Genomic DNA, 24397 nt, shown 5'->3' on the forward strand with positions numbered 1-24397 from the left:
CAGAACACGGCCGGCAGTGCCGGGTCAAGGCACGCTTTCCCGCCTTGACGCGGTACTGCCGGCCGTAGTCACAATCCCGGCTTCGGGGTGGCGGGGCACCAAACAGCCCACCAGCCAAAGAGACCCAGCCCCCTCGGCCTTGCTCGCTGGCCAAAGAGACCCGGCCCCTCGGCCTTGCTCGCCGGCCAAAGAGACCCGGCACCCCCGGCCTTGTTCGCTGGCCGAGGAGGCCCACCACCCAGGACAGCTGCACCTTCGGACACTCGAACCCGGCCCGAACCTGACCCACCCTCCCTGGGGGAGCCACCCGCATCCAGCGTACCGCCCACCTCAGACAGAAAGTGCCCAACCGATCACGATCCCCCGAGTTGTCCACATGTCGACTTACCTGGGGACAACTTGTGGAGCACCACCCGGATTCAGGTCGCCAACCCGCGGCACCCGGCTTACAGTCCCCTTATGCGTCGGCGCTGGATCCTCGTGGTCCCGGTTGCGGTGCTGGTCACAGCGCTGCTCGCGGGGGTCGCCACCTGGGCCCAGTCCGGGAACATGGAGCGCGACCTGACCGCCCGGGCCCAAGCCGCGCTCTTCCAAGCCGGCCTGCCCACCGGGGATGTGCGGTTCGACGGCCGGGATGCCACGCTCAGCGGGTTCCCGCCCGGGCAGGCTCTGCGGGCGCTCGAAATCGTGCAGGGCGTCGACGGGGTCCGGGCCGCCAAAGTCAACGGCGACGTCACCCCCGTGGCGCCGAGCCCCGCCACCGGCAGCCCACCGCCCACGACGGCAACCCCGACCCCGCCGCCGACCACCACGACCACCGCTCCGCCGCCCACCGACAAGGCGGGCGTGCAGGCCGAGATCGACCGGATGCTCGCCGAGGCGCCGATCGCCTTCGAACCCGACACCGCCCGGCTCACCGCCGATGGCGAACAGGCCGCGCGCAGCGTCGCGATCGCCCTCGCCAAGGCGCCCGCCGGCTTCCGGTACCGCGTCACCGGGCACGTCGCGCGGGGGCCCGGCGGGGAGAGCGCCGCCCTCAAACTCTCCCGGGACCGCGCGCGGGCCGTCGCGCGGATTCTCACCTCCAACGGTTTGACGGCCAACCGCGTGACCTACCGGGGGCTGGGCGACACCCGGCCCGCCACCGGCGGCGAAGAAGACCGGCGTGTCGAGATCACGGTCGTTTGAGGGGTGCTGAGCTGATGTTCTGGCTGTTCGGGCAGATCTGGCTGTGGCTGATCGTCGCCTTCGCCCTCGGCGCGCTGACCTCGTGGCTCGTGCTGCGCGCCGCGCAACGCCCCCGGCCCGAGCCCGTCCGGGAGCCCGAACCCGAACCCGAGCCGTACGAGCCGCCGCCACCGCTGTCGACCGAACAGACGCAGTTCATCCCCGCCGCCTGGGCCCAGCACGCGCCCGGCCCGCGCGCCGCCGTGCCCGACGACGAAGAAGGCGATCCGGTCGGCCACCGCGAAGGGCACCTGCCGCTGCCGCCGCAGCGCGGGGCGCAGGACGAGGACTGGCCCACCGAAGAAGAACCCGCCTGGCCGCAGGCCGAAGAGCCGCCGGACGCCGGCCGGCAGTGGCACCAGCCTGGGCGCGGTGGCTGACACCCATCCTGGTAAGTTCGGCTACGCACTGTGAGCGAGGGCGGAAAGGGGGGTGGCGTGGCGCTCCCCCATTGGACGTCGCAGCAGGTCCTGCCGCCGGGCCGGCACGCGGGCGACCTCGCCGACGTCTACGAACGCCTGGTGTTCGACGCCCCGCACCAGAACGATCGCGAGATCCTGTTCAGCGCGCTCAACAGCTATCTCGGCGTCGCCCGGCGGATCATCCCGTCCGGCCGCGCCTGGATCGGCGGCGAGCTCATCACCCGCACCGCCCACCCGCCGCGCAGCCTTGACGTCGTCCTCATCCCGGACGAGTGGGGCGCCCTGAAGCGCCTCGACGACGCCGGCCGGTCCGCGCTCTACGGGCTGCTCACGCTGCGGGGCGTGATCGTCGGGCAGCCGGCGATGTACCTCGACCAGGTGCAGCCGGTCGGCGGCATGCTGGACGGCTTCCTGTGCCGCCCCGGCGACGAAGACGTGTGGGCCGAGGTCTGGGCCGAAGGCGGCAGGGGCTACCCGGAGATGATCTGGTGAGGAACGAGTTCCGGCGCATCGCCGACGAGATCCCCGGCGGCACGTGGCTCGACGACCTGGCCCGCGCCTCCGCGATGGCGGCCAACGCCAAGTTCGAGCGGACATCCCGCTCCCCACTGCTGCACGTGTCGGTGATCGGCGAGCAGACCATCGACGCCTACACCTTCTCCGACATCAGCCGCGCCCTGCAGGACGCGACGGCGAAGATCGGGCACATCATCCGGAACCCGTCCGGCGAGGTCACCCAGGTCCAGCAGACCGACCGCGACAAGGCGCCGCTGATCCAGCGCGGCCAGGCGGGCAACGCGATCTTCTTCGGCTTCCCGGAGCCGCTGGCCGACGACGCCCTGATCGTCGACGGCATCGAGACGCTGTCCGAGCGCGCGGTCAAGGAGCTGTGCGACTTCCTGCCGGCGAACGGCTCGGACGACGGCGCGCTCGACGCCGTGCTGCTCCAGCGCGACACCGTCCGCAACGCGGTGAGCGACATCGTCAACGCCGTCGCGAAGAACGCCGGCATCGGGATGGCGCTGACGCCGACCGCGGGCGAGCAGGTCACCCGCAGCATGACCACCGAGCAGGCGCGGATCCTGCAGGGCAGCCTCCGCGAATCCCGTGAAGCGGTCGGCTACGAGACCGTCCGCGGGCGGCTCGACGGCGTCCGCACCCGGCGGCGCATCTTCTACCTCGACCGGGAGTCGGGCGGCACGATCCAGGGCGCGGTGGCGCCGGACCTGCTCGACCAGATCAAGGAGAACCTCGACCGCCCGGTGACAGCCCGGCTACGCGTCGTGCGCACGACGACGATCGACGGCCGCCGCGGCCGGCCCGTCTTCGAGTTGCTCGAAATCACCCCGGAAGTGAGTCTTTTCGACTGAGAAGTCCGGTATGCGACTTTCGTCTTGAACGCCGTACCCGACGGTCGTCGTAGGCCTCACGGTGGTTCCAGGATGTTCGTACGATACTTACGATACCCGCTGCGAGGTCGGCAAAGACCGCGCAGAGCAGTGGGAACTCCGATATTCTTCCCATTGATCATCGGGCCACGTCATGCCCACGATGTCAGGAAATATCGATACCTGACCACAAATGGTGGGACAATGACTTTTTCCAGAATGTAACAATTTCGTTCTGGGCCACACTTATGGGTTAACGTCGTCGCACTCCCACCCGAAGGGGTTCGCATGATGACCGACCCGCAGTACCCGCCGGCCGCCGCGCGCCACGGACGCCCCGCGCCGCCGGTGACGGCCACGGAGCGTCGTCAGGCCAACGCGAAGCCCGCACGGAACATCCTGGCGATCGCCGGCCTGCTGCTCGGCGTGGCCGCGCTGGTCGTCACGTTCGTGCCGGACGTCGAGTTCGTCGCGTGGCCGCTGGGCGGGATCGGGCTCGTCCTGGCGGTCAGCGGGCTGGTCCAGGCCAAGAAGGGCACCGTCGGTGGCCGCGGGGTGGCGGTCACCGCCACCGCCGTCACGGCCGCCGCGCTGCTCACCACGGCCGGGATGCTGCTGTACTCGACCTTCATCGGCGGCGGCGAGTCCGGGCTGCACCTGCCCGCGGTCGCGGGCGACAAGCACGCGGTGACCTTCCAGGTCACCTCGGCCGGCGGCGCGACCGTGCGCTACGGCAGCCTCAACGACCAGCGCACCGAAATCGCGCCCGCCAGCACCGACGCCTGGCTGGGGCAGGCGTCCTACAACAATGGCTCCTACCTGTTGACGCTCACCGCGGACACCCGCAATGCGACGGTCAGCAACGAAATCAAGTGCGCCATTCTCGTCGACGGCAAGAAGGTCGCGGAAAACAGCGGAGCGACGATCGCGCTCTGCACGGCGAACGTCGGCTGAGCGGGCCCGGACACCGCCTGGCGACCGGCCGGCCTACCCCCAAGTCGGCCGGCCGGGCCGCCACGAGCCGCTCCTGGCGGCTCCGGACCCCGCCACGGTTTCCCGCACGAGGCCTGGCACCGGCTTCTCCGCCTGCCCCTCCCCTAGGGCTCCGCCGGCACCGCCGAACCTACGCGGACAGCGCCCGCGCCCACTAAGAATCCACTAAGGATTCAGCGCGCGGGCGGGGTCGTGACCCATTCGCAACGAAATTCCCGCAGTTCGAAACTGTCGGAAAGGGCTCACTGGAGTTCCGCGAGTTCGGTCCGGACCTCACCGACGAGCTTCGGGTGCACGCGCTCGTAAATGCGCACGGACAACGCCAGTTGTTCGCGCGCGCCGTCGATGTCGCCCCGGGCCCGCAGCACCCGGCCCAAGGTCAGCCGCAGCGTCCCTTCGCGCGCGACGAACTCCCGGCTGATCGCGAGGTCGATCGCCTCCCAGGCGTACCGCTCCGCGGCCTCGAGGTCCCCGGCCCGCAGGCTGAGCTCGGCCAGCTTGCCCAGCGAGACGACGACCTGGTCGTCTTCGCCGAGTTCGCGGTCGATCCGCAGGCCGGCACGCTGGTGCGCGATCGCGTCGGACAGCCGGCCCGCCCGCTTCTCCGCCTGCGCGCAGCTGCTGAGCGCCTGCCCGCGCAGGGTGACGTCGGGGGCGTTCGCAACGGCCGCGGCCAGCCGCTCGATGGCCGTTTCGTGGTCGCCGAGCCGGCTCAGCACCCGCCCGAGGTGCAGGTCCACCGACGTGCGCAGCCGGTCGTCGGCCGAGGCGGCCGACAGCTCCGCCGCCCGTTCGGCGTCGGCGCGCCCGAAGCCCGGGAGCTCGAACGTCAGCGCGATCTCGCACCGCGCGAGGCGCAGCCAGCACTGGCCCGCGACGTCGCCCGCGGCTTCGGCGGCGGCGACGCCGAGGTCGGCCATCCGCGTCCACTCGTCCAGCAGCGGGCACGCGACGCGGTAGGTGTGCACCAGCCGGGCCAGCCGCCACACTTCGTCGTGGCGGCCCGCGGCGTAGGCGGCGTCGAGGACCGCCAGGAGGTTCGGCCACTCGGCCGCGAACCAGTCGTGCGCCGCGGCGAACCCGGGCAGCGGCGGCATCGCGTCGTCGGCGAGCACGGACGAGAAGTCGAGCGGGTCGGCGACCCGGCCCAGCCGGCGCCGCGCCCGATCGGCCACCGCCTGGTAGTAGCGGATCGTCCAGCCGAGCGCTTCGTCGCGCTCCTTGTCGCCCAGTTCCTGCTCCGCGAGCTCCCGCAGGTACAGGCAGACGAGGTCGTGCGGCACGAAGACGTCGCGCTCGGTCTCGGCGAGGAGGCTGTGCGCGGCCAGCGCGCGCAGCCGCCGCCGGGCCTCGGCCACCGTGATCTGCCCGACCGCGGCCATCACGTGCGGCCCGACCAGCACCCCCGGCACCGCACCCAGCTGCAGGAACGTCTCGGCGACTTCGCCGGGCAGCCCGCGGAAGGAGACGTCGAACGCCGCGCGGACGCTGTCGTCGGCGCCGTCGACCTGCAGGCCCGCGAGCCGGGTGCGTTCGTTGCCGAGCTCGTCGACGAGTTCCTCCGCGGTCCGCTGGGCGCTCGCCGAAAGCCGCGCGCCCGCGATCCGCAGCGCCAGCGGGAGGTAGCCGCAGAGCCGCGCGAGGGCGTGGTTGAGGCTCGCCGGGCCGGCGAGCTCCTCGATGAGCGCCACGGCGTCGTCGGGCGCGAGCGTGCCGAGCACGCGCTGCTTGGCCGCGTTCGACACCGCGAGCCCGTCGAGGCGCGATCGGCTGGTCACCACCGTCATCGTCCGCGCGCTCGGCGGCAGCAGGGGGCGCACCTGCTCGGCCGTGCGGGCGTCGTCGAGCAGCACCAGCATCCGGCGCCCGGCGATCAGCGACCGGTAGAGCGCGACGCGCTCGTGCAGCAGCTCCGGGACCTTCGCGGTTTCGACGCCGAGGCCGAGCAGGAACTGGGTGAGCAGCTCGGCCGGCTCCAGCGGCGGGTGGTGCGGGTCGAAGCCGCGCAGCGACGCGAACAGGACGCCGTCCGGGAACCGCCGCGCGACCCGGTGCGCCCACCACACGACGAGCGCGCTCTTGCCGACCCCGGCGGTCCCGCTGACCACGGCGATCGTCGTCTGCCCGGCCTCGGCCCTGGTCACCAGGCCGTCGAGCCAGGCGAGTTCCTCGTCGCGTCCGGCCAGGCTCGGCACCGCCGCGGGCAGCTGCGAAATCGCTTTCGCCGGCTCCGCGCCGGCGGCAGGCACGACGACGTCCCGCGCCGGGAGGTCGTCGTTGAGGACGCGCTCGTGCAGCCAGCGCAGCTCGGCGCCGGGCTCGACGCCGAGGGTGCGCAGCGTCGCCCGGGAAACGGTCCGGTACAGCTCGAGCGCGTCACCGCGGCGGCCCGCGTGGTAGAGCGCCCGCATCAGCTGCCCGGCGGTCCGCTCGGCCAGCGGATCGGCCCGGACGATCGGGCTGAGCTCGACGATCAGTTCCGCGTGCCGGCCGAGTTCGAGGTCGGCGTCGACGCGGGCGCCGTGCACGGCGAGGCGGAGGTCTTCCAGCTCGGGCGCCCGCAGGGAGTCGGGCACCCCGCCCAGCGCGGGGCCCTGCCAGAGCGCGAGGGCTTCGGCGAGCAGCCCGGCCGCGACCTCCGGGGTGGCCAGCGACGCGCGGTCCAGCAGGGTGCGCGCCCGGTGGACGTCGATCCGGTCGGGTTCGATGTCCAGCCGGTAGCCCGGCGGGGTGGTGAGGATGCGCGGGCCGTCGAGATCGCGCAGGACCCGCCGCAGGTGGGAAACGTTGCCGTGGACGATGGTCCGGGCGGTCGCCGGCGGGTCGTGGCCCCACAGGGCGTCGATGATCTCGTCGAGCCCGACGACCTTGCCGGGCTTGAGCGCCAGCAGCGCGAGCAGGCCGCGGACGCCGGGGCCGCCGATCGGGACGGGTTCACCGCCGTGGAAGAGCTGAACGGGACCGAGCAGCTGGAGCCGGGTCTGGGCCATGCTCGCGCCCACCTCCCCGGGTCCACGGTGCCCCCGGCGTCGCCCTCGCCGGAAAAATCAACCTACCGTGATGGCCAAGCGGCGAATACCGCCCCACCGGGCCAGGACCAGGACATTTCGTGACTCTGCGGATTCCGCAGCCGGGGCGCGACGGGACTGCGGTTGGCGCCGGCATGACAGGACCCCGCACCACCGGTCCCGATCCGGTGGTGCGGGGTCACTGGCAAAACTTCCGCCACCGAGGGCGACCAGGCGGGTGAGCTCACCCCGAGCGAAGTACCCGCCGCCGGCTGTCCGCGAAGACGTGTTGCGCGGGCCACACACCCGCACGGTGGCGACACCGTAACAGGGCGCACCGGACCGGTCACCGGCGGGTCAGGTTCTTTCTCGGTACCCCGGCGCGACCCAGCTCACCTCGTGATCGGCGTCGAATCCCGGCCCGCGATGAAGGCCGGCCGTGGCGCGCCGGCCGCGAACGGCTCCTGCAGGGCGTTCTCGACGCTGTTGAACACCAGGAAGATGTTCGAGCGCGGGTACGGGGTGATGTTGTTTCCGGAGCCGTGCATGATGTTCGAGTCGAACCACAGCGCCGAGCCCGCCTGGCCGGTGAACTGGTCGATGCCGTACTCGGCCGCCATCCGGGTGATGTCGTCCTCGCCCGGCACGCCCACCCGCTGGTCCTTGAGCGAGCTCTTGTAGTTGTCGTCCGGCGTCTCGCCCGCGCACTGGACGAACGTCCGGTGCGAGCCCGGCATGATCATCAGGCCGCCGTTGAACGGGTGGTTGTCGGTCAGCGCGATGGAGCAGCTGACCGCGCGCGGGGACGGCATGCCGTCCTCCGCGTGCCAGGTTTCGAAGTCCGAGTGCCAGTAGAACCCGGTGCCCTTGAACCCGGGCATGTAGTTGACCCGGCTCTGGTGGATGTACACCTCGGAGCCGAGCAGCTGGCGCGCCCGGTCCAGCACGCGCGGGTCGCGCACCAGCTCGGCGATCAGGTCCGAAATCTCGTGGACGTCGAAGATCGACCGGACCTCACCGGTCTTCGCCTCGGTGATCACCCGCTCGTCCTCGGCGAGCTCCTGGTCGGAGGACAGCCGCACCAGCTCCTGCCAGTACGTCTGGACCTCCCCGACGGAGAGCATGTCCTCGACCACGGTGTAACCCCGGGTCTCGTGGTTCGCCAGCGTGGCGGCGTCGATCGGGCCGTCGGCTTCGGTACCCCACACCGTGGGGTGCACGCGCGGCAGGTGGGCCGGCGTACCGGTGATCCGGGTCGGGTAACCGTCGTCGACCCGGGTGTCCGTCAGCGTCACGGGCTTCGCCTCCTGTTGTTCCTCTCCGGTCTTACGCGTCCTCGGTGATCAGCGGGTACACGCCGTTTTCGTCGTGCACCTCGCGGCCGGTCACCGGCGGGTTGAACACACACACGCACTTGATCTCGGTCTTCGGCCGGACCTGGTGCTTGTCGTGGTCGTTGAGCAGGTAGAGGGTGCCGGGCTTGAGCTCGTACACCTTGCCGGTGGCCAGATCCTCGACCTCGCCCTCACCGGAGGTGATGAACACCGCCTCGATGTGGTTGGCGTACCAGAAGTCGTTGATCGTCCCCGCGTACAGCGTGGTCTCGTGCACCGAGAAGCCGACGCCCTCCTTGGCGAGGATGATCCGCTTGCTGCGCCAGTTCTCGGTCTTGATGTCGGCGTCGGTGTCGGTGATCTCGTCGAGCGTGCGGACGAGCAAGGGGGAACTCCTTTACTTCTTCAGGACGGCCTTGACGGACTCGTCGATGATCGACAGGCCCTGCGTCAGCTCGTCGTCGGTCAGCGTCAGCGGCGGCAGCAGCTTCATGACTTCGCCGTCGGGACCGGAGGTTTCCATCAGCAGGCCGCGCGCAAACGCTTCCGCGCACACCCGGCCGGCCAGCTCGCCGCTCCGGAACTCGATCCCGCGCGCCAGGCCGCGGCCCTTGGCGAGCAGCTCCGCCTCCGGGTACGCCTCGACGATGCCGCTGAACGCGCTCGCGATGCGCTCGCCCTTCGCCTTGGTCGACTTCTCGAGCTCGTCGTCGCTCCAGTAGGCGTCGATCGCTTCCTTGGCGGTGACGAACGCCGGGCTGATCCCGCGGAAGGTGCCGTTGTGCTCGCCCGGCTCCCAGACGTCGAGCTCCGGCTTGATGAGCGTCAGCGCCATCGGGATGCCGTAGCCGCTGATGGACTTCGACAGGCAGACGATGTCCGGCTTGATCCCGGCGTCCTCGAAGGAGAAGAACGGGCCGGTGCGGCCGCAGCCCATCTGGACGTCGTCGAGGATCAGCAGGATGTGGTGGCGCTTGCAGAGGTCGTCGAGGCCCTTCAGCCACTCCAGGCGCGCGGCGTTGATGCCGCCTTCGCCCTGCACGCCCTCGACGATCACCGCGGCCGGCTCGTTGAGCCCGCTGCCGGAGTCCTCCAGCAGCTTCTCGAAGTAGAGGAAGTCCGGCATCGCGCCGTCGAAGTACTTGTCGTACGGCATCGGGGTGGCGTGCACCAGCGGGATGCCGGCGCCGCCGCGCTTCATCGAGTTGCCGGTGACCGACAACGCGCCCAGCGTCATGCCGTGGAAGGCGTTGGTGAAGTTGATGACCGCTTCCCGGCCGGTCACCTTGCGCGCCAGCTTGAGCGCGGCCTCGACGGCGTTCGCGCCGCCCGGCCCGGGGAAGACGACCTTGTAGTTCAGCCCGCGCGGGTCGAGCACCTTGTCGCGGAAGGTCTGCAGGAAGTCGCGCTTGGCCACGGTGAACATGTCCAGGGCGTGGGTGACGCCGTCGCGCTGGATGTAGTCGATCAGGGCCTGCTTCAGCCGCGGGTTGTTGTGCCCGTAGTTCAGCGCGCCCGCCCCGGCGAAGAAGTCCAGATAGGGCTTTCCGCTTTCGTCGTACAGGTGGCTGCCCTGCGCGCGGTCGAACACGACCGGCCAGCCGCGGCTGTAGCTGCGTACTTCGGATTCGAGCTCTTCGAAGATGCTCATGTGGTTCTTTCTCTCCTAATCGCCCGGATTCGTCGGCGCTGTCAGCGGACCGATGCGGTAAAGCTCTTCCGGTAGGTGCCCGGCTTCGGGGAAATCCGCCCCGTCGAACAGCACACTGGTTTCGACCGCGGCGTTCCACCGCTTCGCGAAGGAAGTGAACAGCCGGATGGACGCCTCGTTGTCCGGGGTGATCGTGGTCTCGAGGTAACGCACCCCCGCGCCGACCAGCCGCGTGTACAGCGCATCGAGCAGGGCCCCGGCCAGGCCCTTTCCGCGCTGGGACGCATCGACCGCGACCTGCCAGACGAGCGCCGCCTCCGGCTCGTCCGGCCTGCGGTAGGCGATGACGAAACCGACCGCCCTGCCATCCTCACGCGCGACCACCGAAGACCCGGCGAAATCGCGGCACCACAGCATGTATGCGTACGGCGAGTTGAGATCGAGCTTGGCGGAATCACGCGCGATTCGCCACAGCTCCGCGCCGTCCGCCTTGGTCGGGGATTCGATCAAGTGCGTTACGGACATACTCAGGAAACGTAACAGAGAATTTTCCGCCTGCCAGCGACCCAGCTCACGGCCCCCGCGATGACCTGCGGGGACGCGATGTACCCGGTGAGCAGGCACACAAACATGTTTGAAGTGGACGGTGGCTGGGCAAACGCGCGCTCGGGGCGCCGGTGGACACCGGTGCCCTGACCGAACGATGAACGCAAACCGGGATGATCGCAAGGCGACGGGCCGGAAATCCGGCGACGGGCGCTCAGCGCGAGGGTTCGGCGACGGCGTCCGGAGCCTTCGCCGGCACGCGGCCGTCGACCGGGAGCGCCACGGTCTTCGCCTCCTTGGCCCGCGCGCGGCGGTGGCCGAGACGCCGCCCGATCGCGCTCAGCGGCATCACGACCGCGGGCAGGATCAGCAACCCGGACACCAGCAGCCACCACACCGCGCCTTCGCCGCGGCGCCAGCCGGCCACGACGTCACCCAGCCAGCCGAAGAACGGCCGCGCGAGCGGCGGCACGAACGCGGCCAGCAGCAACGCCGCCACGACCAGCGCCCCCAGCGCGGTGCACAGCCAGCGCACCTTGTGGCCCGTCGTGAGCAACGCCGTCGCCAGGTAGACGGCCGCGCCGGCGAGCACCGGGAGGCCGACCCACTGCAGGACCGCGCCGCCGTTGTTGCCGATCACCAGCCCGGCCAGCAGCGCCAGCGCACCGGCCACCAGCGAGCCCGCGGTGCCGAGGCGGGACGCGCCCTGGGAAACCCGCGCCGTGCTCCTGGCCACCGTGCGCAGCATGTTCGCGACGGTTCGCGGCCAGCCACCGGGCAGCCGGAACGCGATCGTCCCGGCGTTGACCGTGGCGGCGCCGAGCGCCACCAGGGTCCGGGTCAGCCGCGCGGTGCCCTGTTCCCCGGCGAGCTTCTCGGCCGAGACGCGGCAGGCCTGGAACTGCGCCTGCGCGGCGGCCACGTCGACCCGGGGCAGCTCCTCCCGCAGCGCCTTGTCGATGCCCGTCCGGTCTTCGGCGTCGAAGCGCGCCGCGAGGTCGACGACGGGAAGCTCCTCCGCGGCGATCTCCGCCTGCCGCGTCCGGGCCAGCACCATGGCCGTCACCGGCATGCTGACCGGCCGGGTGGCACCGAAGCCGGCCAGCCGGTTCAGGTCGGCGTCCAGCCCGAGGAACGCCAGCTCGGCCGTCAGCTGCCTCCGCAGGTCGGCCGCCTCCTCCGGGGTGCACCGGTCCTGCGCGTCCGGCACGCGCCAGCCCGGCGCCAGCACCTCGCGGAACTCGTCGCGGAACCGGTCCCGGCCGACGACCGTCTGCAGGGTCTGCAGCCGCTTCGGGTCGAGCAGGCACTGGACCAGCCAGCCGGCCCCGTCGACCCGGCCCCACATCCAGTCGCTGGCCCGCCACGACGCCTTGTAGAAGGCGCCGAAGTAGCTCGCCTGCATGCCGGTCAGCTTGTCCCACGACCGGCGTCGCGTCATGTCCAGCAGCGTCCGCGAATCGGCGCTGACCTGCACGAGGTCGACGCGCTGGTCGACCGACGGCGCCTGCGCGAGCAGCCCGCGCGTCGCCACGTGCAGGGTGAGCAGGCGCGCCTGGACGACGTCGTCGCCGCCCGCGCCGTCCGGGCCCAGCGCCAGCCAGTCCAGCAGGGTCGTCACGGATTCCGCCTTCGACGGCGCGGCCGCGGCCAGCGCCCGCAGCGTCGGTGCCGCGGACCGCAGCGCCCCGACCAGCATCGGCCACGCCGTCGCGACCCCGGCCGTCTTGTCCGGCCGGACCCACTCCTCGGCGAGGTCCTCGATCCACCCCTCGAGCGACCGGGCGCCCGGGCCCGGGTGCGCGGTGACCCACTGTCCCAGCCGGACACCGCGGCCGGCGGCCCGGCGTGCCTCGTGCAGCTTTCCCCGCGCGGCGTTCAGTTCCGCGGCCCGCGTGGCGTCCGTGAGGAGGCGGAACCCGGCGTTGACCAGCTGCAGGCCGATCGCGACGGCGTCGTCGAGGGCGGTCGTCCGGTAGGCGAGCAGGCCGTCGACCGCCACGCTGGTGGCCGGCGGTGTGGCCGGGATGTCGCCTTCGAGCCCCGCCACGGCGATGTCCCGCAGCTGCTGCGACATCCCGGACGCCCACTGGGTGCCGGGTTCGGCCAGCGCGTACCGCCGGGCGGCGACCCGCACCAGCTCGGCGGCGTCCTCGGCGGTCCGGCGCTCCCGGTACGCGGTGGCGATCCGGGTGTCGACCAGGCAGCCGGGGCCGCCACGCAGCCCCAGCGCGGCGAGCGAGACCCGGGTGTCCCGCGCCCGGAGCACGGCGTCGTTGTGCCGGGTCAGGTCGTCCAGCTCGGCGCTGATCGACTGGCTCATCACGGTGTTGACGACCTTGGCCATCGCGCTCGACAGCAGCGGCGGGTCCGCCGGATCGCACGCGACGGCGTCGGTTTCGCCTTCGCCGGTGGGCACGACGTAGAGCAGCAGCCGCCGGACGTCGACGTTCGACCGGCGCTCGAAGATCTCGCGCAGCGCCGGGCGCAGCGGCTTGTTGAGCAGCACCCCGCCGTCGGTCAGCCAGTGCGACCGGGTCAGCTCGGTGTACGGCGTCATGTCGGGGTGCAGCCGGTCGGTGCCGTCGGTGCCGATCGGCATCCGGGACAGCTCGAAGGCGCCGGGGAACGACGCGGTGGAGCGGGCGGCCAGCGCGAGCGGCCCCTCCACCCCGACGGTCCACAGTGGACCACAGAACCGGAAGAGCATCCGGTGTTCGGTGTCCCGCACCAGGTTGCCGAGCGCGTCGTCGAACCGGGTGGTCTCGCCGTCGATCATGGTGCCGGTGAGCAGCACGGTGATGTCGGGGTCGTCGACGGGCGGGGTCCCTCCGGCGGTGATCTGCCGCAGCGCCCGTTCGACGTCGCCGAGCAGCACCCGGTCCCCGTCGAGCACCGACCGCGGCTGCGCCTCCTTGGCGTCCCGCACGAGGTTTTCCAGCGAACCGGTGGTGATCCAGGTGTCCCGGAGCACCTGCGGCGTCGACCGGAAGGCCTCGGCCAGCCCGAGACAGGCGGCGTTGATGCCACCGGCGCTGGTCCCGGTCAGGACGTCGATCGAGACGCTCGCCCGCAGGACGTCCAGCAGCCGGCGGTAGAGCCCACCGCTCGCGGCACGCGACTCGGTCAGCAGCTGCGACGTCTCGGTGGCGACCCCGCCCATCCAGATGGCCAGGCTGGCCCCGCCGACCATGGTCATCGCGAGCCGGATTTCCTGCTGCCACGGTTCCACGGTCTCGGCCATGGGAGTCTCCCGTCTTCCCGACGCAGAGTAGAGGCGAAGGGTGACCCCGGGGATACGTCCGCGGGTACGGCCGTTCGGGTGGATTTGTTCACCCGCTCAGCCGCCCGCGGTCACGACCGACACCCCGCGACGCTCTCAGCCATGGCCGCGTCCCTCGAGCCGGCTACGAGCGGGCGGCTCGGCCGGAAAACTGTCGGCGTGGGCGGCGAAGCACCGGGCGCAGGTCGCCGAGGCGCGGCGGGCGTTCGACTTCGCCTAAGCCGCCAGGTGTTCCAGGATCAGGACCTGTGCCTCGCCGACCGCGAAGCCCAGCACCGCGCCCGTGGCGATCAGGATCCACTCGTCCTGCTCGAAGGCCGGCCGCAGGAGCCGCTCGAACTCCCTCGGGGACAGCTCCTTCATCTTCGACACCAGCACGTTGCGGATGTCCATCGCGTCCGTCGCGTAGTCCTCGATGTACCGCATCGTCTCCGGCAGGCGGGACATGATCTGCGACGCAATCGCCAGCTTCATGTCCTGGTACTTCCGGCTGCCGACCGCGAACACCAGCAGCGGCTTCGCCACGCTGCCCAGCTCGCGGTCGAGCTGCCGCTGGATCAGCGCCAGCACGCGGTCCGACAGCGGCCCGTTCAGGATCGCCTCGATCACGTTGTGCGGGGTGATGATCTCCTTCGCGATCAACGACCCGTAGGCCTCCGCGACCTCCGCGCGCCGCTTCAGGAACAGGCCTTGCCACTGCACCCCGAAGTACCGGTGGGGCTCGATCGGGTAGAAGATCATCCGCAGCGCCAGCCAGTCGGTGAACCAGCCGGTGAACAGGCCGAACACCGGCATGATCGGCGGGAACTTGAACAGCACCCACGCCACCATCTGGACCACGCCGATCGCGCCGCCGAAGACCAGGCCGGAGCGGGCGATGAACTTGAACTCCTTCGCGCCCGCCTCCTGGAAGATCCGGTTCAGCAGGCGCTTGTCCTTGACCAGGCTGGTGACCACCATGCCCTTCAGGTCGAACACGCTGTCCACATCGGACTTGATCAGGTCGAGCACGGCCGCGACCATCCGCGGCGACTCGTGCTGGACGCGCTCGATCACCAGCCGCTGCACCCGGACCGGCAGGGACTCCCACAGCCCCGGCTGGTAGTGCCCGGCCACCTCGCGGACGATGTCCTCGACGCCCGCCAGCAGTGGCTTCTCGATCTCCTGGGCGATCCGGGACGCGTCCAGCCGCGCCACCACCTCGGCCGGCTTGATCAGCTGCTCGGTCATCGTGTCGCAGGCGATGCTCGCCATCCGCGCCGCCCGCTTCGGCACGATGCCCTGCCAGCCGAGGAACGGCTTGACGCCGATGAACTCCACCGGCTGGAACATCATCCGGATCGCGACGAGCTTCGTGCCGTAGCCGATCAGCGCCGCGACGACCGGGATCGAGACGTAGAGGGGCCAGTGCCGGGCGAAGTCGCCGACGATGCCGGCGAAGAAGGCCCCCATCCCGCTAACCGAAGCTCGGGTCGCAGGCCTGCCAGAACTGGGCACCCAGCCGCGAGACGTGGATCGTCCGGCGGACGAACTTCGCGCGCCGGACGTGCTTCTCCGCCTCGCGCACCGTCTCGTCGGTCAGCAGGATCTCGTACTGCGTTTCCAGCGACGGCACCTCTTCGTCGAGGTCGACCAGGCCGAGCCCGATCAGCCGGGTGACGTAGCCGGGCACCTGGTCGGGCAGAGACACCCCGGCCGCCTTGCCGACCGTCGAGGCGTTGCGCAGCACGACCCGGCCGGCACCGCCGAGGCCGGTCCGTTCGACGACGTCGATGGCGGGGAACGGCGAGCCGTCCGACAGCGCGGACAGGATCCGTGCCTCGTCCGGCGTCAGCTGGCGCAGGATGATCGCGTAGAAGTACTCGCGGGCGCGCTCGCGGCCGAAGCCGATGGAGTGGTTGAGCAGCTCGGCCATCGCCGCGCGCAGCGGCTCGGCGTGGTTGTCGCGCACCGGCACGAGCGTGACGGCGGCTTCGACCTTGCCGGGCACCGCGGGACGGTGCATCGCCGACGCCGCGGTGAGCGCCGCGTGGTACGGGTCGTCGACCTCGTCGAGCCGGCGGCGCAGCTCGGTCAGCAGCTGGCGCTCGACCTCGCGCACGCCGCGTTCGGCGGTCTCGACACCGGGGAGCTTGCGGCCGAGCGCGATGCCGGTGCGCGCGGCCCAACCCGCCAGCTGCCCGGCGCGCCGGGCCAGGTCGGCCACGTCGTCGGCGGCACCCCGGCCGTTCGGTCGCTCTGCGTTCACCGGCGGACTCCCCTCTGCTTACGCGGTGATGCTACCTGCGGGTAGGCCGAATGGAGGTGTGACGTACGTGTTCAATTCAGGGTATGAGTCCGACGCGCTGGGGCCCGCCGATCGACGTCCTCCCGTACTTCTCCAAAGAGGAACAGGCGCTGATGACGCTGCTCGGCGCGCTCACCGACGAAGACTGGACGCGGCCGACGATGTGCGCGGGCTGGACGGTCAAGGACGTCGCCGCCCACCTGCTGGGCGACAAGGTCGGCCGGCTGTCCCGCGGCCGCGACGGTCACCCGTCCGAGGGCCCCCGTCCGGGTGAGGCGTTTCCCCGGTTCATCGACCGGATCAACGAAGAGTGGGTCGTCGCGTGCCGGCGGCTCTCGACGGACGTCCTGATGACGATGCTGTACGAGTTCATGGGCCAGACCACCGAGTACTGGGCGCAGCTCGACCTCGACGAGCTCGGCATCCCGGTGAGCTGGGCCGGTGACGAGCCCGCGCCGCGCTGGCTGGACGCCGCCCGCGACTACTCGGAATTCTGGGTGCACCACGTCCAGATCCGCGAGGCACTCGAGCACACGCCGCTGGAGGCGGAGTACGCCGAGCCGATCGCGGACACGTTCGTCCGGGCGCTGCCGCACACGCTGCGTGACGTCGAGGCCCGGGTCGGCAAGCAGGTCGGCTACACCGTGACCGGCCAAGGCAAGTGGCACGCGCGCCGCGAGCGCGACGGCTGGGTGCTGGACCGCGGCGCACCGACGTCCCGCACCCCGCTGGCCACCGTGACGACGGACCTGGACACGTTCTGGCGGCTCTGCACCCGCAACGCCTCGAGTACCGAAGGCGTCCGGACGACCGGCGACGAAAACGTTTGCGCGACCATGCTCGGGATGACCTCGATCATCGTCTAGCGGCGCCGCGCCTGCTTCCGCAGCTGCAGGATCCGCGCCCCGCCGATCAGCGCGACCAGCGCCGCGCCGCCGATCGCCGAGAACAGCATCGCGATGGCCAGCGGCAGGCTGCCTTCGGCGCCGAAGAAGTGCACGGTCACCGAGTCCAGGTTCTGCAGGATGAAGATCAGCAGCACGACCAGGACCAGCAGGCCGGCGATGACCGCGACCCAGGTGCCGCTGATCCGCGTCGGCCGCGCCCTCTTGGTGGCGGGCCTGCTGGGTGCCGGGCGCACCGGCGCGACCTCGTCGGCGCCGGGCCGGACGTCACCCGCCCGCAGCTCGGCGGGTTCCAGGGCGCCCTCGGGCACCTCGGGCCCGCCCGGCTCGCGGCGGCCGGAGTCGCCGCTCCTGGGGAGGTCGTGACTGGTGGGACCGGTGGGGCGGTCGGCCGCGCCCCCGCGCGCGTGCGTCATGAGCCCAGTGTCCGTCGGGCGCGCGGGGTGCGCTCCTTCAAACCCCCTAACGGGCGAAACCGTCCACCTCCCGCAGGACGCGCAGCGTGTTCCTCCCGGCCAGTTTCGCGCAGTCGTCCTCACTCCACCCGCGCTCGAGCAGCGCGGCGAACAGCACCGGGTACTTGGACGTGTCCTCCAGGCCCTCCGGCAGCGAGCCGACGCCGTCGTAGTCGCCGCCGAGGCCGATGTGGTCGATGCCGGCGACCTCGCGGGCGTGCTCGACGTGCGCGACGACGTCCTCCACGGTCGCCGTCGGCTTCGGCGGGCCGTCCCATTCCTTGACGAACTTCCCGCGCAGGCCCAGGTTCCGGTACTCCAGGCCGACCTCGGCCATCGCGGCCTCGAGCCGTTCGTTCCAGGCGGCGACCTTCGGCGAGACGAACGCGGGCACGAAGGTGATCATCGCGACGCCGCCGTTGCCGGGCAGCTTCGCCAGGACGTCGTCGGGGATGTTGCGGGGGTGGTCGTTCACCGCGATGCAGGAAGAGTGGCTGAAGATCACCGGCACCGAGCTGACCTCGATCGCCGCCCGCATCGTCGAGGGCGCGACGTGCGACAGGTCGACCATCATCCCGATCTTGTTCATCTCGCGCACGATGTCGCGGCCGAACTCGGTGAGCCCGCCGTGGGCCGGCTCGTCGGTGCCCGCGTCGGCCCAGGTGGTGTTGAAGTTGTGCGTCAGCGTCATGTACCGGACGCCGAGCCGGCGCAGGATCCGCAGCACGCCGATCGACTCGGCGATGCTGTGCCCGCCCTCGGCGCCGAGCAGCGAGGCGATCCGCCCGTCGGCGAACGCGGCCTCGGCCTCGTCCGCGGTGGTGACCAGCCGCAGCCGGTCCGGATAGCGCTCGACCAGCTGGTGGACGACTTCCACCTGCTCCAGGACGGCGGTCACGGCACTGTGGCCTTCGAACTCACAGGGCACGTACACCGACCAGAACTGCATGCCGAGCTTCCCGTCGGCGAGCTTCGGGAAGTCGGTGTGCAACGCGGGCTGCCGCACGGTCAGGTCGAGGGACGCGGCCGCTTCGACCGGGTTCGGGCCACCGTGCTGCCGCAGCTCCCACGGCAGGTCGTTGTGCCCGTCGGCGAGGATGACGGCGTCCAGCAGTTTGGTAGCACGCTGTAGTGCCTCGTTAGTCATCGGCCGATCGTAGGGACGGCCGGTATACGGTTCATACAAACGGGCTGACATCTTTCCCGGAAGAAGTAATCCGGCGAGGTGTTGCGGTAAAATACCTCCCGTGGAGACCGACGACGACGAGATCGTCACCTGGTGGGGCCTGGTCATCGAGGGCTACCTGGCCACCCAGGACAGGCTGATGGGCGAGATCGCCGACCGCTTCGGACTCGCGCCGGCGTCGTTCGACATCCTCCTGCGGCTCGTCCGCTCGCCCGACCACCGGATGCCGATGACCCGCCTGGCCACCGAGGCGGCGCTGTCCAGCGGCGGGTTCACGAAGGTGGCGGACCGCCTGGTCGCGGCCGACCTGATCTGCCGGATCCCCAGCCCCGACGACCGCCGCGTCACGTTCGCGTCGCTGACCGAGCACGGGCTGGACGTGGCGAACAAGGCCCGCGCGGCCGCCGCGGACATCCTGCGGCGGATCGTGCTGACCCCGCTCGGTGAGGACGCCCCGGCACTCGCCGAAGCGATGCGGACACTGCGCGCGTTCAACGCCGACCGTTGAAAAAGTCGAGGTCACGTCCGGTGCGGGTGACGGCGCACCATGAGAACCATGCTGACCGAATCGACCATCACGACGATGCTTCCGGTGACCGACAGTGAACGCGCCGGCCACTTCTACGCGGACTCCCTCGGCCTGAAGCAGACGGGGAAGGGCGAAGACGGAACCCTCTACTTCTCGGCGGCCGGCGGCGCCATCGGGCTCCGGCCGATGCCGGAGGGCTCGCAGAGCGACAACACGGCACTGAGCTTCGAAGTCGGCGACCTGCCCGCCGAAGTCAAAGCCCTGGAGGACCGCGGCGTGCGGTTCCAGGACTTCGAGATGGAAGGACTGAAGACGGTCGACCACATCGCCCAGCTGGGCAACGAGCGGGCGGCCTGGTTCAACGACTCCGAAGGCAACGTGCTCTGCCTGCACGAGATCATGGGCTGACCTCCCTGGGGGCGCGGGGGCGCCGCCCGGTTCGGCGCCCCCGCGTTCGACCCCACCGGGTGTGATGCCCCGGGGAGGTTGGTCAGCTCGTCCATTGTGGACGGAACAACCTCTCCGGAAGCCGGTTACATCGAACGCCACGGGTAGGTCACGAAGTGCCCGTCGATCACGGGCTGGGCACCGTCCGCAGCGCGTCGCGGACCTGCTCGCGGATGACGTTCCGGCGGATCTTGCCGGTCGCCGTCTTCGGCAGTTCCGCCAGTTCGACCACCCCGCGAGGCCGCTTGAACGCCGCGAGCCCCTCGCGGCAGAACTCGATCAGCTCCGCCGGATCGACCGCGAAGCCGGGCGCGGCGACCACGCACGCGACGGGCTTGTCGATCCCGTCGGCGTCCGGCGCGGCGACCACCGCGACCTCGGCCACCGCCGGGTGCTGCCGCAGCCGTTCCTCCACTTCGGACGGTGACACCCAGATGCCGCCCGCCTTCAGCATGTCGCCGAACCGGCCCAGGCAGCTGTACGTCCCGTCCTCGTTCCGGACGTAGCTGTCGCCGGTCCGCAGCCACTGGCCCTGGAAGACGAGCTTCGTCGCGTCGTAGCGGGCCCAGTAGCCGGTCGCCGTCGACGGCCCGGCCACGAACAGCTCGCCCGGCTTCCCGGCGGCGTCGATCACCGAACCGGCTTCGTCGCGCAGCTGCACGGAATACCCCGGCACCGGGACGCCGGTGCTGCCCGGCCGCACCGAACCGGGCTGGTTCGACAGGAAGATGTGCAGTGCCTCGGTCGACCCGATGCCGTCGAGGATCTCCAGCCCGAAGCGGGCGCGGAACCGCTCGAACAGCGAAGCGGGCAACGGCTCGCCGGCCGAAACCGCGTACCGCACCGAAGCGAACGAGTCGTCCGGGACGTCACTGGCGAGCAACGCCGCGTAGAACGTCGGGACCGCGAAGAACAGGGACGGCTGCTCTTCGCGGGCGCGTTTCGCGAACAATGCGGGAGTCGGCCGCGAAGGCTCGAGCAGCGTCGTGCCGCCCGCGCCGAGCGGGAAGAAGCACGAATTCCCCAGCCCGTAGGCGAAGAACAGCTTGGGCACCGACAGGAACCGGTCCGCCGACGTCGTCCCCAGCACCCTGCGGGCGTAGGTCTCGCAGACCGCGCGGACGCTCGCGTGCCGGTGCATCGCGCCCTTCGGCTGTCCCGTCGTGCCCGAGGTGTACAGCCACAGCGCAGGCGAGTCTTCCCACGTCCGTCCACTCGGGACCGGGCCGGCCAGCGACGGCCAGTCGTGCGTCCGGGCGCCGAACCCGGCCGCGTCGCACCGGTCGAGCACGACGTCGGTGACCTCGGGAGCGAGCGCCAACGCCGTCTGGGCCTGCTCCGCGAACTCCCCGGACACGCACAGCACGCGCGCCCGCGAGTCGGCCAGCACCTGGCCCAGCTCCGGCCCGGTGACCATGGTCGACACCGGCACGGCGACCGCGCCGGCCAGCATCGCGCCCAGGATGCCGGTGAGCAGCTCGACGTCGTCGACCATGCAGAACATGACCCGCTCTTCGGGCCGCACACCGAGTCCGGCGAGCCCGCCGGCGACGCGTCGGGACTCCTCCGCGAGCTCGGCGTAGGTGAGCGACCGGCGGGGCGACACGACCGCGGTCGCGTCCGGGTGACCGGCGTGCAGCAGGTACTCCGCGGCATTGAACCCTGTCGCCACCAGGCCTCCTACGTGAGGTACACGTACTCGTAGTCGATGGGCTTGCCGTTGATGCCCTGCCGCGGCGGCGCGACCCAGCTCGCGATCTTCCCCCGCTCGTACACCGGGTGCATCAGCGAACGGACGAACGTGAGGTCTTCGGTCGTGGGCAGCCACTTGCGTTTGCCCGCCTCCCAGGTCGCCTCGTCGACGATGGTGCCGTCGGGAGTGACGTGGTGGCCGGAGTTTATGCCCACTTCGCGGTTGAAGCCAGGGTGCGGCAGGCGGAACGCGTGATCGATCCCGGCGTCGGCGAGGATCTTGTTCCAGCGTTTCACGCCGGTCTGGCAGTCGGCCACGTATTCGCTGCGCAGGTCGAGGTTGAGCAGCAGGATCGCCTGCAGCTCCTCGGTGGTCCAGGTGCCGTCGCCGTTCGGCCGCTCCAGCGTGCGGGCGTCCTCGGTGAGCTTGTGGTCGTCCTTGCGGCGGGTCTCCTGCCAGCGGCCCTTGAGCCCGGCGGTGTAGTAGTTCGCCGCGTTCGTCGACGTCTCGCTGCCGAACAGGTCCAGCGAGACCGTGTAGTGGAAGTTGATGTACTTCTGGATGACGTCCAGCGGGATGCCGCCGTGCGGGCCGATGTCGTACGTGTCGTGCTCGCGGATCAGCTCGGCGCTGCGGGTCACCACGCGGTCGACGCCGGTGGTGCCGACCATCATGTGGTGCGCCTCTTCTTTGAGCATGAACTCGCAGGTGCGCGAGAGCGGGTCGAAGGAGGACTCCTTGAGCGTGCCGAGCTGGTACTTCCCGTCGCGGTCGGTGAAGTAGGTGAACATGTAGAACGCCAGCCAGTCGGCGGTTTCTTCGTTGAACGCACCGAGGATGCGGGGCGCGTCCGGGCTACCCGAGTTGCGCAGCAGCAGCCCTTCGGCCTCGTCGCGGCCTTCGCGGCCGAAGTAGGCGTGCAGCAGGTACACCATCGCCCACAGGTGACGGCCTTCTTCGACGTTGACCTGGAAGAGGTTCCGCAGGTCATAGAGGCTCGGCGCGGTCAGGCCGAGGAGTTTCTGCTGCTCGACCGACGCCGGTTCGGTGTCGCCCTGGATGACGATCAGCCGCTGCAGGTCGGCGCGGTACTCGCCGGGCACCTGCTGCCAGACCGGCTCGCCCTTGTGCTCCCCGAAGGCGATCCGCCGGTCCGGGTCGCGCTCGGCGAGGAAGATGCCCCAGCGGTAGTCCGGGACGTTGACGTGGTCGAAGTGCGCCCAGCCTTCGCGACCCACGCTGACCGCCGTGCGCAGGTAGACCCCCTGCGTCTCCAGCGTCGGCCCCATCTCGCCCCACCAGTGCATGAACTTCGGCTGCCAGCCTTCCAGCGCGCGCTGGAGCCTGCGGTCTTCGGAGAGGTTGACGTTGTTGGGGATCTTGGCGTCGTAGTCGATCTTCTCGGGCATCTAGACCCGCTTCCTGTCGAAGACGGCCTTCTGTCCCGTACCGTAGCGGCGCAGCGCGCCTTCCGGCCCGGACGCGTTCGGCCTGGTGAAAATCCAGTTCTGCCAAGCCGCCAGCCGGCCGAAGATCTTGGTCTCGATGGTCTCGGGGCCGACGAACCGGTGGTTGGCCTCCATCCCGGTGAGCGCGTCCGGGGAGAGCGATGCCCGGCCTTCGAGGGCGATCCGGATCTCGTCCTCCCAGTCGAGGTCGTCCGGGGCGTCGGTGACCAGGCCGAGCTCCAGGGCTTCGGCCGGGCTCAGCTCGCGGTTCTTCTCGCGGGCGAGCCAGGCGAGGTGGTCGTCGTCGCCGTAGAAACGGGCTTGCAGGCGGGTCAAGCCGTTGCCCATCGGGAAGGCGCCGAAGTTGGCGTCGGTCAGCTCGATCGACGCGCGTTCTTCGGAAGCTTCGTCGTCGATCGGCGGGCCGTCCAGGATGTACTGGCGGTCCGCGGCGAGCGCGATTTCCAGCAGCGCGCCGGTGAAGCAGCTGCCCGGTTCGATGAGCGCGATCAGGCTGCGGCTGGTGACGTCGAGGCGTTTCAGCGTCCGCTTGAAGTAGTGCGTGATTTCGTTGGCCAGCCAGTCCTTCTGCCCCAGTACGGCCTCTTCGTGCGCGCGCACCTTCGCCGGGTCGCCCTGCGTCCGCAGGATCCACGTCCCGGCTTCGACCTCGTTGGTGCGCAGCCGCAGGATGGCGTCGTCGAGCTCGCGGGTCATGGCGAGGAACCACCCGCGCGCACCTTCTTCGTGCAGGTCACCGGGGTCGTTCTCGGGCCCCTTGACGGTGATCGTGGCCTGGTCCTTCTCGACCGCGATGTCGACATAGCGATGTTCGAGAGGGGTCAGCTCGATGCCGTGGTCCGCCTGCTTGCCGGATTCGCGCGCGAGTGCCCGGGCCTTTTCGAGGACTTTCTCGCGGAAGTCCTGGCGGGGCACCAGTTCGTCGACCAGGCGCCAGTCGACCGCCGTCTTGCCCTTGACGCCGTCCGGGCGCGTGGCGAAGACGTCGGCGAGGTCCCGGCGCACGCGGCGCTTGTCGACGACCCGGGTGAGGCCGCCGGTGCCGGGCAGCACGCCGAGCAGCGGCACCTCCGGCAGCGCGACGGTCGAGGAGTTGTCGTCGATCAGGAAGATCTTTTCGCAGGCCAGCGCGATTTCGTAGCCGCCGCCGGCGCAGGTCCCGTTCACCGCGGCCACGTAGACCTGCCCGGAGTGCTCGGTGGCGTCCTCCATGCCGTTGCGGGTTTCGTTGGTGAACTTGCAGAAGTTCACCTTCCAGTGGTGCTCGGACGCGGCGAGCATGCGGATGTTCGCGCCGGCGCAGAAGACCTTCTCCTTGGCGCTGGTCACGATGACCACCCGGACCTCGGGGTGTTCGAACCGCAGCCGCTGAGTGGCGTCGTACAGCTCGATGTCGACGCCGAGGTCGTAGGAGTTGAGCTTGAGCTCGTAGCCCGGGACGAGCCCACCCTGCTCGTCGACGTCCAGCTCCAGCCAGGCCACCTCCCCGTCGACCCGCAGCCGCCAGTGGCGGTACTCGTCCGGACGGCGGTCGAAGGCAACCGGTGTGGTGGTGGTCACTCCCCGATTGTCTA

The 24397-nt window shown here is 70.7% G+C and carries 21 protein-coding genes; 8 read left to right on the forward strand and 13 right to left on the reverse strand.

All coding sequences use genetic code 11. The features are described from left to right. Positions 1–459 precede the first annotated feature (459 nt). The 5 genes from ACWED2_RS26100 (at position 460) to ACWED2_RS26120 (ending at position 3991) form a co-directional block, all read left to right on the forward strand. Positions 460–1188 (forward strand): OmpA family protein, encoded by a 729-nt coding sequence (locus ACWED2_RS26100; protein ID WP_449693113.1) that lies wholly within the window; start codon positions 460–462, stop codon positions 1186–1188. A gap of 14 nt (positions 1189–1202) precedes the next feature. Further along, positions 1203–1607 carry a hypothetical protein gene (locus ACWED2_RS26105; protein ID WP_449693114.1) on the forward strand — a complete coding sequence of 135 codons (405 nt, stop codon included), beginning with the start codon at positions 1203–1205 and terminating at the stop codon, positions 1605–1607. Between the two features lie 57 nt (positions 1608–1664). Next, the gene (locus ACWED2_RS26110) at positions 1665–2141 is read left to right on the forward strand and encodes a DUF6932 family protein (RefSeq protein ID WP_191311839.1); all 477 of its coding nucleotides are present in this window, start codon (positions 1665–1667) and stop codon (positions 2139–2141) included. Next, positions 2138–3019, forward strand: coding sequence for a hypothetical protein (locus tag ACWED2_RS26115; protein WP_449661516.1), 882 nt, complete (start codon positions 2138–2140; stop codon positions 3017–3019). Before ACWED2_RS26110 ends, ACWED2_RS26115 begins: the two co-directional genes overlap by 4 nt. Positions 3020–3325: 306 nt before the next feature. After that, on the forward strand, positions 3326–3991 hold the full coding sequence (locus ACWED2_RS26120) for a DUF4190 domain-containing protein (protein ID WP_449693115.1): 666 nt from the start codon (positions 3326–3328) through the stop codon (positions 3989–3991). Between the two features lie 281 nt (positions 3992–4272). On the opposite strand, the gene ACWED2_RS26125 is transcribed toward ACWED2_RS26120, so the two are convergent. The 8 genes from ACWED2_RS26125 to ACWED2_RS26160 form a co-directional block, all read right to left on the reverse strand. Further along, a complete protein-coding gene (locus tag ACWED2_RS26125; RefSeq protein ID WP_449693116.1) occupies positions 4273–7020 on the reverse strand; it encodes a BTAD domain-containing putative transcriptional regulator in 2748 nt (915 codons plus the stop codon). A 410-nt stretch (positions 7021–7430) separates the two neighbouring features. Continuing rightward, entirely contained in the window at positions 7431–8333 is a 903-nt protein-coding gene (gene thpD / locus ACWED2_RS26130) for an ectoine hydroxylase (RefSeq protein WP_449693117.1), read from the reverse strand. Positions 8334–8364: 31 nt separating this feature from the next. After that, positions 8365–8757: an ectoine synthase gene (locus ACWED2_RS26135; RefSeq protein WP_449693118.1), complete on the reverse strand. Its 393-nt coding sequence runs from the start codon at positions 8755–8757 to the stop codon at positions 8365–8367. A gap of 12 nt (positions 8758–8769) precedes the next feature. After that, positions 8770–10023 carry a diaminobutyrate--2-oxoglutarate transaminase gene (gene ectB / locus ACWED2_RS26140; RefSeq protein WP_449693119.1) on the reverse strand — a complete coding sequence of 418 codons (1254 nt, stop codon included), beginning with the start codon at positions 10021–10023 and terminating at the stop codon, positions 8770–8772. 15 nt (positions 10024–10038) lie between these two features. Next, positions 10039–10548, reverse strand: coding sequence for a diaminobutyrate acetyltransferase (ectA, locus tag ACWED2_RS26145; RefSeq protein ID WP_449693120.1), 510 nt, complete (start codon positions 10546–10548; stop codon positions 10039–10041). Between the two features lie 235 nt (positions 10549–10783). Continuing rightward, entirely contained in the window at positions 10784–13813 is a 3030-nt protein-coding gene (locus ACWED2_RS26150) for a patatin-like protein (RefSeq protein WP_449693121.1), read from the reverse strand. Between the two features lie 255 nt (positions 13814–14068). After that, a complete protein-coding gene (locus ACWED2_RS26155; protein WP_449693122.1) occupies positions 14069–15304 on the reverse strand; it encodes a DUF445 domain-containing protein in 1236 nt (411 codons plus the stop codon). Between the two features lie 4 nt (positions 15305–15308). After that, positions 15309–16100: an Abi-alpha family protein gene (locus ACWED2_RS26160; protein ID WP_449693123.1), complete on the reverse strand. Its 792-nt coding sequence runs from the start codon at positions 16098–16100 to the stop codon at positions 15309–15311. Positions 16101–16183: 83 nt separating this feature from the next. Between ACWED2_RS26160 and ACWED2_RS26165 the strand changes: the two genes are divergently transcribed. Next, a complete protein-coding gene (locus ACWED2_RS26165) occupies positions 16184–17005 on the forward strand; it encodes a maleylpyruvate isomerase family mycothiol-dependent enzyme (RefSeq protein WP_449693124.1) in 822 nt (273 codons plus the stop codon). Here the strand turns inward: ACWED2_RS26165 and ACWED2_RS26170 are convergent. Then, positions 17002–17460 (reverse strand): LapA family protein, encoded by a 459-nt coding sequence (locus ACWED2_RS26170; RefSeq protein ID WP_449693125.1) that lies wholly within the window; start codon positions 17458–17460, stop codon positions 17002–17004. The two genes, ACWED2_RS26165 and ACWED2_RS26170, sit on opposite strands and share 4 nt — an antisense overlap. A gap of 46 nt (positions 17461–17506) precedes the next feature. Next, positions 17507–18646: a dipeptidase gene (locus tag ACWED2_RS26175; protein WP_449693126.1), complete on the reverse strand. Its 1140-nt coding sequence runs from the start codon at positions 18644–18646 to the stop codon at positions 17507–17509. 100 nt (positions 18647–18746) lie between these two features. Here ACWED2_RS26175 and ACWED2_RS26180 point away from each other — a divergent pair, with 100 nt between their 5' ends. Continuing rightward, a complete protein-coding gene (locus ACWED2_RS26180) occupies positions 18747–19193 on the forward strand; it encodes a MarR family winged helix-turn-helix transcriptional regulator (RefSeq protein WP_449693127.1) in 447 nt (148 codons plus the stop codon). 48 nt (positions 19194–19241) lie between these two features. Beyond that, the gene (locus ACWED2_RS26185) at positions 19242–19622 is read left to right on the forward strand and encodes a VOC family protein (protein WP_449693128.1); all 381 of its coding nucleotides are present in this window, start codon (positions 19242–19244) and stop codon (positions 19620–19622) included. 166 nt (positions 19623–19788) lie between these two features. Here ACWED2_RS26185 and ACWED2_RS26190 read toward each other — a convergent pair whose 3' ends face one another. Genes ACWED2_RS26190 through boxC form a run of 3 tightly spaced genes read right to left on the reverse strand, consistent with a single transcriptional unit; the run spans position 19789 to position 24383 of the window. Beyond that, positions 19789–21333: a benzoate-CoA ligase family protein gene (locus ACWED2_RS26190; RefSeq protein WP_449693130.1), complete on the reverse strand. Its 1545-nt coding sequence runs from the start codon at positions 21331–21333 to the stop codon at positions 19789–19791. An 8-nt stretch (positions 21334–21341) separates the two neighbouring features. Next, the gene (gene boxB / locus ACWED2_RS26195) at positions 21342–22763 is read right to left on the reverse strand and encodes a benzoyl-CoA 2,3-epoxidase subunit BoxB (protein WP_449693131.1); all 1422 of its coding nucleotides are present in this window, start codon (positions 22761–22763) and stop codon (positions 21342–21344) included. Further along, positions 22764–24383: a 2,3-epoxybenzoyl-CoA dihydrolase gene (gene boxC, locus ACWED2_RS26200; protein WP_449693132.1), complete on the reverse strand. Its 1620-nt coding sequence runs from the start codon at positions 24381–24383 to the stop codon at positions 22764–22766. Between the last annotated feature and the right edge of the window lie 14 nt (positions 24384–24397).

It is taken from the genome of Amycolatopsis sp. NPDC005003, assembly GCF_053600695.1.